This window comes from Azonexus sp. (genome assembly GCF_036170495.1).
In the GTDB taxonomy this organism is placed as follows: Bacteria; Pseudomonadota; Gammaproteobacteria; order Burkholderiales; family Rhodocyclaceae; genus Azonexus.
In genome coordinates, this window is sequence record NZ_JAVHPH010000139.1 from 1 (window position 1) to 1033 (window position 1033).

General features: G+C 65.7%; 1 protein-coding gene and 1 pseudogene. One reads left to right on the forward strand and one right to left on the reverse strand.

All coding sequences use genetic code 11. From position 1 onward, the window contains the following. The coding region (locus ADADOO_RS04360; RefSeq protein ID WP_511275325.1) for a response regulator at positions 1-362 on the forward strand (362 nt) is incomplete at its 5' end. A 231-nt stretch (positions 363-593) separates the two neighbouring features. Here the strand turns inward: ADADOO_RS04360 and ADADOO_RS04365 are convergent. Beyond that, positions 594-1033: pseudogene (locus ADADOO_RS04365) on the reverse strand (30S ribosomal protein S12 methylthiotransferase accessory factor YcaO); the annotation flags it as partial.

Below are 1033 nucleotides of genomic sequence, written 5' to 3' on the forward strand. Positions count from 1 at the left end.
TGCTCGTCGAGGATGAGCCGATCAACCAGGAAATCGCCCAGGCCATGCTCGATGACGTCGGGCTGCTCGTCGATGTCGCCGACGACGGCCTGGCTGCCCTGCGCCTGTTCGGGCGTGACCGCTACGACCTGATCCTGATGGACATGCAGATGCCGCAGATGGATGGCCTGGCCGCGACGCGGAAGATTCGCGCCCTGCCGCACGGCGGTGCCATTCCCATCCTGGCCATGACGGCCAACGCCTTCGCCGAGGACAAGGCACGCTGCCTTGAAGTCGGCATGAACGATTTCATCGCCAAGCCGGTCGATCCGGGCCGGCTCTACGCGATGGTGCTGAAATGGCTGGGCCGGGCGGCAGGGTAGAGCGTGCTGCGTGCCATCGGGAACCTGCATCGTCAACGGGAAAGATTGCTCCCTCCCCTCGAAGGGCAGGGCAGGGGGGATGGGGTAAGAAGTCGAATGCAGCTCTTCCTCTACCCCTATCCCCCACCCAGCAGCCTTCCCCTTGAAGGGGGAGGAGCCGGGTGGCTAGCCCACTGCCCGGATTCAATTTTGGCCGTTTTTCCCGGTTGACCGTGGGAATGTGAATTCCCGTCAGGCGACGGTTGCGTGCGCCTTTTCGTATTCCCCGAGCAGGCGCTGGTGCAGGTCGCAGCCGGCGAGGTCGAGGCCGGGCGAGGCCAGTCCGAAGAAGCGCAGGTCGCCATCGAGCATGGCAATCGCCTGGTCGACCGTGGCTTCGCCGTAGAGGCTGAGCAGCGCAGCTTCGTAGGTGGCCGGGTCTTCCATGTCGACAAGGGTCTGCAGGCAGGCGTAGATACGGCGGCGGCCGGCGTCGAGCTGTTCGAACTGGCGCACCCACTCAAGGCCTTCGCGCAGGGCGTCGGGGTCGCCGCCGGCCAGGGCGAGCATGGTCTTTAGTTCGCCGACACGGAGGTCGGCCCACAGCGAGCCGGGATCGGCAGCGAGGCCGATCAGGGCGGCAACCGGGCGTTCGTCGGCGATGCTCAGTTCGTTGAGGGTGTCGAGCAGTT